The organism is Methylobacterium amylolyticum (assembly GCF_030700245.1).
In the GTDB taxonomy this organism is placed as follows: domain Bacteria; phylum Pseudomonadota; class Alphaproteobacteria; order Rhizobiales; family Beijerinckiaceae; genus Methylobacterium.
In genome coordinates, this window is sequence record NZ_JAUYZI010000009.1 from 137627 (window position 1) to 146502 (window position 8876).

8 protein-coding genes are annotated in these 8876 nt (G+C 73.1%); 5 read left to right on the forward strand and 3 right to left on the reverse strand.

Going from position 1 to position 8876, the window contains the following annotated elements; all coding sequences use genetic code 11:
• Window positions 1-24 precede the first annotated feature (24 nt).
• Window positions 25-333 carry a hypothetical protein gene (locus Q8W71_RS09270; RefSeq protein WP_305525056.1) on the reverse strand — a complete coding sequence of 103 codons (309 nt, stop codon included), beginning with the start codon at window positions 331-333 and terminating at the stop codon, window positions 25-27.
• A gap of 126 nt (window positions 334-459) precedes the next feature.
• Here Q8W71_RS09270 and Q8W71_RS09275 point away from each other — a divergent pair, with 126 nt between their 5' ends.
• Window positions 460-651 carry a hypothetical protein gene (locus Q8W71_RS09275; RefSeq protein ID WP_305525057.1) on the forward strand — a complete coding sequence of 64 codons (192 nt, stop codon included), beginning with the start codon at window positions 460-462 and terminating at the stop codon, window positions 649-651.
• A 66-nt stretch (window positions 652-717) separates the two neighbouring features.
• Here the strand turns inward: Q8W71_RS09275 and Q8W71_RS09280 are convergent, their stop codons facing one another.
• On the reverse strand, window positions 718-1041 hold the full coding sequence (locus Q8W71_RS09280; protein WP_305525058.1) for a hypothetical protein: 324 nt from the start codon (window positions 1039-1041) through the stop codon (window positions 718-720).
• 355 nt (window positions 1042-1396) lie between these two features.
• On the opposite strand from Q8W71_RS09280, the gene Q8W71_RS09285 reads away from it, so the two are divergent.
• From Q8W71_RS09285 to Q8W71_RS09300, 4 genes are all read left to right on the forward strand, one after another.
• The gene (locus tag Q8W71_RS09285) at window positions 1397-2662 is read left to right on the forward strand and encodes an MFS transporter (RefSeq protein ID WP_305525074.1); all 1266 of its coding nucleotides are present in this window, start codon (window positions 1397-1399) and stop codon (window positions 2660-2662) included.
• The gene (fhuF, locus tag Q8W71_RS09290; protein ID WP_305525059.1) at window positions 2659-3393 is read left to right on the forward strand and encodes a siderophore-iron reductase FhuF; all 735 of its coding nucleotides are present in this window, start codon (window positions 2659-2661) and stop codon (window positions 3391-3393) included. Before Q8W71_RS09285 ends, fhuF begins: the two co-directional genes overlap by 4 nt.
• Window positions 3387-5141, forward strand: coding sequence for an ABC transporter ATP-binding protein (locus Q8W71_RS09295; RefSeq protein WP_305525060.1), 1755 nt, complete (start codon window positions 3387-3389; stop codon window positions 5139-5141). The genes fhuF and Q8W71_RS09295 overlap by 7 nt, the downstream gene beginning before the upstream one ends.
• Before the next feature lie 238 nt (window positions 5142-5379).
• A complete protein-coding gene (locus Q8W71_RS09300; RefSeq protein WP_305525061.1) occupies window positions 5380-7647 on the forward strand; it encodes a TonB-dependent siderophore receptor in 2268 nt (755 codons plus the stop codon).
• Between the two features lie 140 nt (window positions 7648-7787).
• Here the strand turns inward: Q8W71_RS09300 and Q8W71_RS09305 are convergent.
• A partial coding sequence (locus Q8W71_RS09305) for an ATP-binding protein (protein WP_305525062.1) occupies window positions 7788-8876 on the reverse strand: 1089 nt, incomplete at its 5' end.

Here is an 8876-nt window from a genome sequence, read left to right on the forward strand (position 1 = left end):
TATTCCCGTCGGCGCCGCGCCGTCCTAGCGGTTGCCGATCCCGGGGCCGCCCGCCGTCCCGCCGGTGCCGGGCGGCCCCGCGGTCGGCGTGCCGCCGATCACGACGCCCGGCGTCGTGCCGGGCACCGGCGTGTTGCTGGGGCTCGCCGCGGCGCCCGCCGGGGCGGGGGCGGGGGTTCTTGGCCCGGTGCCCGCCCCGGTGCCGGCGGGCGCGGCGACGCCGGTGTTGCCGGCCCCTCCGGTGACGACGCCTCCGGTGGCGACTTGCGCTGTGGCGGATCCGGCCAGCAGCAGGGTCAGGGCGAGGGCGAGGGCGAGGGGCAGGCGCGTCATGCAGCGATCCGTCCGGTTGCGGTGCGACGGCAACGGGCGAGGGCGGGAACGGTTCGGTCGCGGCGGTTTCCCGCTCGCGGTCCCCGGCCGGCGCGCCATATAGGAGGACGGGGCGAGGAGGATGTCGTGTTCACGGTGAAGGGGATCGATCCGACGGGCCGCGTCATGACCTTCGCGTGCGGGACCGACGAGCAGGCGATGGAGAAGACCTGGGAACTGGCCCGCCGCGGCTTCCGGGACATCACCGTCGCCGACGCCAAGGGCAAGGAGATGTCCGCGGCCGCCTTCGAGCGCTCCCTCGACATCGACTGGGACTGAGGCCGCCGATCATCGCCGTGACGTGCGCGCTCGCCGGATCGGTACTCCCTCCGGCGTTGATGCGCGTCAGGGCGCGGCCGGGCGCGCCTCTTCCAGCGCCGCGCGGAAGGCGCGCAGGGCGGCGAGCGCGCCGCCGAGGAAGGCCTCGTCCTGCTGCGGCGCTCGGGCCAGCGCGGCCGTGGCGTCGCCGCCGCCCGTGTAGGCCTCGACCGCGTCGAGGAAGGCGCGCCGCGCCGCCGGAAGCCCGCCCGTCTGCGCCACCTGCCGGGCGAGGGCGGCGTCGGTGGCGCCGATCGCCGCGCGGCAACCGCCGCGCGTGAGCGCCCCGCTGGCGCAGCGCACGAGATCCTCCCGGAAGCGCTCGACCGCCTCGGTCACGAAAGGGAGCATCGGGGTCTCCATCATCCTGGGACACGGTGTGAACGCGCGGGGCTGCCGAGGGGCTGCGCCGACGATCGGCGACGGCGCGAGGGGCCCGTGCGCCCGCGCCGGGCGCGGCCGATCGTCCCCGGGCGCCGGCGGCCTTGAGCGCCGCGCCGCGAGGCCCTAAAGCGTTTTTCGATTGCAGGACAACAGTTTAGTTTCGTTTTAAACTGAGCCCTGCCGGCGAGAACGCGCAGCGCGCGGCGAGGTGCCCCGATGTCCGGTCCCGGATCGACGCTCTGGACGCGCCCCGCCGCGCCGCGGCCGGGTGCCTGTGCCGGTGCCGGTGCGCGCTGAGCCGCACGGCGCCGGGCCCGGATCGATCCCGGAGGCCCGGCCGGCACCGCTGCGCGCCCGGCTGGTGCTGGCGCGCCAGCTCGCGCCGTTCTTCTGCCTGTACATCACCTTCGGGACGACGCTGGGCTGGCTGTCGGGCGGCGCACCGCTGATCCTGCGCGCCCGGGGCATCGACCTCGCCGAGGTCGGCCTGCTGCAACTCATCAACCTGCCGATCGGCCTCACCTTCCTCTGGGCGGGCCTCGTCGACCGGATCCGGCTGCCGCTACTGTCGCACCGTCTCGGCTGGATCGCCGCCGCGCAGGCGGCGACCGTCGCCCTGCTGGTCGCGCTCAGCTTCGGCGAGGGCTGGCCGCTCCCCGCGCTGCTGGCGGTGGCGGTGGCCTGCGCGGTCTGCGTCGCGACGATGGACATCGCGCTCGAAGCCCTCGTGGTCGAGACGGTGCCGGGCGCGCGGCGGGCCTACACCGCCTCGGCCAAGCTGTGCGGCGCCTCCCTCGGCGGCATCCTCGGGGTCGGCGTCCTGGTCGGCGACTACGACGCCTTCGGATGGCGGGCCGCCACACTGTGCGTCGCGGGCCTCGACGCCCTCTGCCTGCTGCCGATGCTGGCCTATCCGGAGGCGCGCCTGCGCCGGGGACCGCCCGCCTCGGGGGCCCGGACCGCGGATCTCCGGCGCCTGCGGGCGCTGATGCCGGTCGTGCTGGTGCTCGGCGCCTACTTCGCGGCGGCCTACGTCCTGTCCGGCTCCAACACCCTGGCGCTGCTCGATCTCGGCGTGCCGCTCTCCGAGGTCGGCTTCCTCACCGGCAGCGTCCTGCCGGCGGCCAACCTCGTCATGGCCCTGGTGGCGGGCGGCCTCGCGGTGCGGTTCGGGACCGTCCGGCTGATCGCGGTCTCGGGCCTCGGGGTGGCCGCCTCCGGCGCGCTGATGCTCGCCGCCTGCGCCTGGGGCCTGCCGCGGCTCGGGGTGGCGGCGACCGTGCTCGGCATGGTTTGCGGCGGCGGCCTCGGGGTTCCGGTGTTCAACATGATCTACCGCTGGGCGCAGGGGCCGCGCCCGGCCACCGACTACGCGATCCTGTTCGGGGCGGCCTTCTTCGCCGCCATGCCCCTGCGCGTCGGCTCGCCCGCGCTCGCCGGGGCGATCGGCTGGCCGGGCTACTTCGCCCTGGCGATCCCGCTCTACGCCGCCTCGGTGGCGTGGCTCGCCCGGGCGATCGCCCGGACGCTCGCCGCGGACCGGGCGGCCGAGCGGGCGGGCGACCGGGCGACGGGGGCCGCGTCGTGAGCGGAGCGGCGATCGACGATGTCGCGGCCCAGTTGGCGCCCCTGGTGCCGGAGCCCCTGGCCGCGTTCGGCGGCGGCGTCGCCGCGGGGCCCGGCGGTCCGGAGACCCTGCCGGTGGCGGCCCTGCGCGAGCCGGCGGTGTTCGACGCGGTCACCGCCCGGTTCGGCGCGGGCTTCGGCGACGCCGACCCGCGGGCGGTGGTCTCGTACTGGTCGCAGTTCTACCTCGCGACCCTCGCCACCCCGGCGCTGACCGCCCTGGTGCGCCTCGGCCGCGCCCTGCCGCTGGCCCTCGACGCGGTCGGCCTCGACCTCGACGCCGCCGGCCGGCCCGCGCGCCTGCTGCTGTCCGAGGGCGGGCGCGGCACCCTCGACCCGAGCCTCGACGCCCTGGTCGAGGGCCACCTGCGGCCCTTCGTCGACCTGTGCCACGCCCGCTGCGGGCTGGCGCCCCGGGTGGTCTGGTGCAACGCGGCGGTGATCCTCGACCACGTCGCGCGGGAACTCGCCCGGGGCCCGGCCCGGGAGCCCGCGGTGCTGGAGGAGGCCGGGACGGCGCTCGGATGGCGCGGCGCGGCCTGCTCCCGTAGAAGTCCGCTCGCGCAGGGGCTGTGCCCGGGTCCCGGGGGGGCGCCCTGCCGGCGGGTCTGCTGCCTGCGCTACCGTCTGCCCGGCGTCGCCTCCTGCGGCGCCCTCTGCCCCGTCGCCCGCCGCACGGAAGGGTCATGCTGAAGGCGTTCCTCGCGTATTACCGGCCGTACCGCACCCTGTTCCTCGTCGATTTCGGCTGCGCCGTCCTGTCGGGCCTGCTCGAACTCGGCTTCCCGATGGCGGTCAAGGCGTTCGTGGACCGGCTCCTGCCCCAGCAGGACTGGGGCCTGATCCTGCTCGCGGCGGCGGCGCTGGCCCTGATCTACGTCGCCAATGCCGGGCTGATGGTCGTCGTCACCTACTGGGGGCACGTGCTCGGCATCAACATCGAGACGGAGATGCGCGCCCGCGCCTTCGACCACCTCCAGAAGCTGTCGTTCCGCTTCTACGACGCGCAGAAGACCGGCCACCTCGTCGCCCGGGTGACGAAGGACCTGGAGGAGATCGGCGAGGTCGCCCATCACGGGCCGGAGGACCTGTTCATCGCGGTGATGACGCTGCTCGGCGCCTTCGCGCTGATGTTCGTCGTCCACCCGCCGCTGGCGCTGCTCACCGCCGCGATCCTGCCGGTGATCGCCGTCGTGGTCGTGCGCTACGGCGGCCGCATGACCCGCAACTGGCAGGCCCAGTACGGCCGGGTCGGCGCCTTCAACGCCCGCATCGAGGAGAATGTCGGCGGCATGCGCGTCGTGCAGGCCTTCGCCAACGAGCCGCACGAGCGGCGGCTGTTCGCCCTCGACAACCTGAAATACCGCGCCACCAAGCTCGAAGCCTACAGGATCATGGCCGCGAGCCTGTCGATCCACTATCTCGGCCTGCGCCTCGTGCAGATCGTGGTGCTGTTGGGCGGCGCCGCCTACGTGGTGCGCGGCGACCTGACGCCCGGCGGCTTCGTCGGCTTCCTGCTGCTGGTGGGCGTGTTCTACCGGCCGCTGGAGAAGATCGGCGCGGTGGTCGAGACCTACCCGAAGGGGGTGGCCGGTTTCCGCCGCTACAGCGCATTGCTGGCCACCGAGCCCGACATCGTCGACCGGCCGGACGCCCGCGACGCCGGGCAGCTTCGCGGCGACATCCGCTTCGAGGGGGTGCGCTTCGGCTACAGCCCGGACCGGCCGGTCCTGGCGAACCTCGACCTCGCGGTGACGGCGGGGGAGACGGTCGCCTTCGTCGGGCCCTCGGGGGCCGGCAAGACCACCCTGTGCTCGCTGCTGCCGCGCTTCTACGAGGTCGATGCCGGCCGCGTCACCGTGGACGGCACCGACGTGCGCGACCTGACGCTCGCCTCGCTGCGCCGGCAGATCGGCATCGTGCAGCAGGACGTGTTCCTGTTCGCCGGCACCTTGCGCGAGAACATCGCCTACGGCCGCCTCGGCGCGACCGACGCGGAGATCCTGGAGGCGGCGCGCCGCGCCCGCCTCGACGCCCTGATCGACGGCCTGCCGCTCGGGCTCGACACGGAGATCGGCGAGCGCGGGGTCAGGCTCTCGGGAGGCCAGAAGCAGCGCGTGGCGATCGCCCGGGTGTTCCTCAAGAACCCGCCGATCCTGATCCTCGACGAGGCGACCTCGGCGCTCGACACCGAGACCGAGCGCGAGATCCAGCGGGCGCTGAACGCGCTCGCGGAGGGGCGCACAACGCTGGTGATCGCCCACCGCCTCGCCACGATCCGCGGCGCCGACCGGATCGTCGTGGTGGGGCCCGAGGGGATCGTCGAGCAGGGGCGGCACGAGGCCCTGCTCGCGGCCGACGGCGCCTACCGCCGCCTCCACGCGGCGCAGTTCACGCGCGCCGCCGACGCGCCCGCCGCCCCCGGCATCGCCGCCGAGTAGGGCGTCCCGCCCCGGTGGGAGGGGCGGCCGAACCCGGCTGTGACCGGGCCGCCACAGACGCGGGCGTTGTATCCGGCCCTGCTTGTGCGGCCCGCGGGCCGATCGTATTCCGGATACAGAAAAACCAACGACAACAGCAGTTTATTCCTGTTCTAAAGAGCGCTGTCCCTCCACCGACGCGGCCCGCCGCGGCGAACGCGGACGGCTGCCCGCATCGGGGTTCTGGGGCCGGCGTCGCATGCACATCTCTCGCTTCCGTTCCGGCGCCCTGCGCGCCGCCGCCCTCGCGGGCGCATCGCTGCTCGCGCTCCAGGCCGCCCAGGCCCAGCAGGCGAATCTCCCGCCCCGCGGCGGCTCGGCCGGCAGCAGCGTGCAACTCCAGGAGCTGAGCGTCGAGAGCCAGGGTCCGGCGGGCGAGCGCTACGGGCCCGTCCCCGCCGTGCGGCCGGGCCCCGGCGCGCCGGAGAACCCGAACGGCCCGATCGACGGCTTCGTGGCCAAGCGCTCCGTCACCGCCCTGAAGACCAACACGCCCCTCATCGAGACGCCGCAATCGATCTCGGTGGTCGGGCGCCAGCAGCTCGACGCGCAGAACGCGCAGAACCTGTCCCAGGCGACGCAGTACGTGGCCGGCACCTACGCGAGCCCGTTCGGCTACGACACGCGCCTGGACTACTTCCTCCTGCGCGGCTTCAACGCGAGCGATTACGGCCTCTACCTGAACGGCCTGCAGACGCTGAACTACGGCTTCGGCTACTTCCGGTACAACACCTTCGGGCTGGAGCGCGTCGAGGTGCTGCGCGGGCCGGCCTCCGTGCTGTTCGGCGCGGGCTCGCCCGGCGGCATCATCAACCAGGTGAGCAAGCGCCCGACCTTCGATCCGCTCGGCTACGTCGAGGTCGGCGGCGGCTCCTACGGCCAGAAGTACGCCGCGTTCGACTTCGGCGGTCCGGTCGACAAGGAAGGGCACTGGTTCTACCGGCTCACCGGCTACGCCCGCCACGGCGGCACGCAGATCGTCGGGCTGCCCGACGACAGCTACTTCATCGCCCCCGCCCTCACCTACAAGCCGGACGGGGCGACCACCTTCACCGTGCTGACCGCGTTCCAGCGCGACAACACCGGCGTCTCGGCGAACTTCCTGCCCTACGCCGGCACCGTGCGGCCGCAGGCGCTCGGCCTGCGCATCCTGCGCTCGACCAACGTCGGCGACCGGACCTTCAACACGTTCCAGCGCGATCAGGCGTTCCTCGGCTACCAGTTCGAGCACGTCTTCGACGAGACGTGGACGGTCCGGCAGAACCTGCGCTACTCGTTCGGCGACAGCTACCAGAACTCCTACATCGGCAACGGCTACGATCTCAGCGACGCGACGCAGACGCAGCTCGCCCGCTACCAGTTCCTGGTCAAGGACCGGGTCAACATCTTCCAGGTCGACAACCAGGCCGAGGCGCGGTTCTTCGACGGGCTCTTCCGCCACGACCTGCTGATGGGCCTGGACTACAAGGACTACCGGCTGAGCGACAACCAGGGGACGAATTTCGGGGCCAACCCGTTCTACGCGGCGCCGAACCTGAACATCCTCGCCCCGGCCTACGGCCCGACCGTCGGCATACCGGGGCCCTACCAGGTCAACTTCGACACCTTCAAGCAGCTCGGCCTCTACGCCCAGGATCAGATCAAGCTGACCGACCGCCTGACCCTGGTGCTCGGCGGCCGCGCGGACTTCGTCGACAACCAGATCAAGGACAAGCTCAACAACGGCCGGAACAGCAACGGGCGCAACGATACCGGCACGACCTACCGGACGGCGCTGATCTACAACTTCGATTTCGGTCTGGCGCCCTACCTCAGCTACTCGACCTCGTTCCAGCCGCTGATCGGGACCGACATCAACAACCAGACCTTCAGGCCGGAGACGGGCACGCAGCTCGAAGGCGGCGTGAAGTTCGAGCCGCCGGGGCAGGGCTACGTCCTGACGCTCGCGGGCTTCGACATCCACCGCAACGGCGTGCTGACGGCCAACCCGACCAACCCGCTGTTCCAGTCGCAGCTCGGCGAGGTGCGCTCGACCGGCTTCGAGGCGCAGCTCGTGGCCAGCGTGTTCGACGGCCTCAACGTGTCCGCCTCCTACACGATCTACGGCCTGACCAACGAGCGGAACGGCGACACCGCCCTGATCGGCAAGGTGCCGGTGAACATCCCTGAGAACTTCGCCAACGTCTTCGTCGACTACACCATCCCGACGGGCGACTGGCGCGGCTTCGGGTTCGGCGGCGGCGTCCGCTACGTCGGGCGCTCGTTCGCCGATCAGGCCAACCTGTTCCGGGTGCCGGACTACGTGCTGTTCGACGCGCAGGTGCACTACAACTGGGAGCGCTGGCGCTTCCAGGTGAACGCCACCAACCTCGCCGACCGCCGCTTCGTCTCGTCGTGCCAGACGGTGAACGCGTGCTTCTACGGCCAGGCGCGGCAGGTGCTGGGCAGCATCAGCTACCGGTGGTGATCCGGTGCGGATCCCGCCCGTCCCGGCGCGCCTGAGAGCGCTCTCCGCCGAGGTGGACACCGGCTCGGCGCGAGAGCGCGCGTCGAAACGAAGGCTTGGAGCCGTGCACGATTGCAACGCGATCGGGAGCGGCTCTGGCGTCAGGGGGCGAGCAGGCCGCGGATGCGGGTGCCGAGGGCCTCGACCGAGAAGGGCTTGGTGAGGACCTGCGTGCCCGCGTCGAGGTGCTCGGGGTTCAGGGCCGCGGTGTCGGCGTATCCGGTGATGAACAGGACCTTGAGGGCGGGGCGGCGGGCGCGGCCGGCATCGGCCATCTGCCGGCCGTTCATGCCCCCGGGCAGGCCGACATCGGTCACCAAGAGGTCGACCCGCACGTCCGAGTGCAGCACCCGCAACCCCGCCGCGCTGTCGCCCGCCTCGATCGCCGTGTAGCCCAGATCCTCCAGAACCTCGGTCACCAGCATCCGCACCGTCGGCTCGTCGTCCACCACCAGGACCGTCTCCCCCCGCTCGGCGCGCGGCGCCGCCCCCGGGCCGGCCACGGCGGCCGCCGCCTCCGCCGGGCCGTCGTGGCGCGGCAGGTACAGGCACACCCGCGTCCCCCGCCCGGGCGTCGAGGCGATCCGCACCTGCCCGCCCGACTGCCGGGCGAAGCCGTAGATCATCGACAGGCCCAGCCCCGTGCCCTGGCCGGTCGGCTTGGTGGTGAAGAACGGGTCGAAGGCGCGCGCCACCACCTCCGGGCTCATCCCCGTGCCGGTGTCGGCCACGCACAGCGACAGGTACGCCCCCGGCGGGATCGCGTCGCCGGCCGGGACGTCCCCGGCGCGGGCGGCGGCTTCGTCGAGGCGGCGGTTGGCGGTGACGATGGTGATGCGGCCGCCCTCGGGCATGGCGTCGCGGGCGTTGAGGCAGAGGTTGAGCAGCGCGTTCTCGAGCTGGTGCGGGTCGACCAGCGCCGGCCACAGGTCGGGGTCGGGATCGGTCTCGATGCGCACGGCCGGGCCGACGGTGCGGCGGATCAGCTCCTCCATGCCGGCGACCAGGCGGTTGACGTCGGTGGCGCGGGGGTCGAGCGTCTGGCGGCGGGAGAAGGCGAGCAGGCGGTGGGTGAGGGCGGCGGCGCGCTGGGCGGCGCCTTGCGCGGCGGCCATGTAGCGGTCGACGTCCTTGAGCCGGCCCTGGCCGATGCGGGTCTGCATCAGCTCCAGCGAGCCGGTGATGCCCGC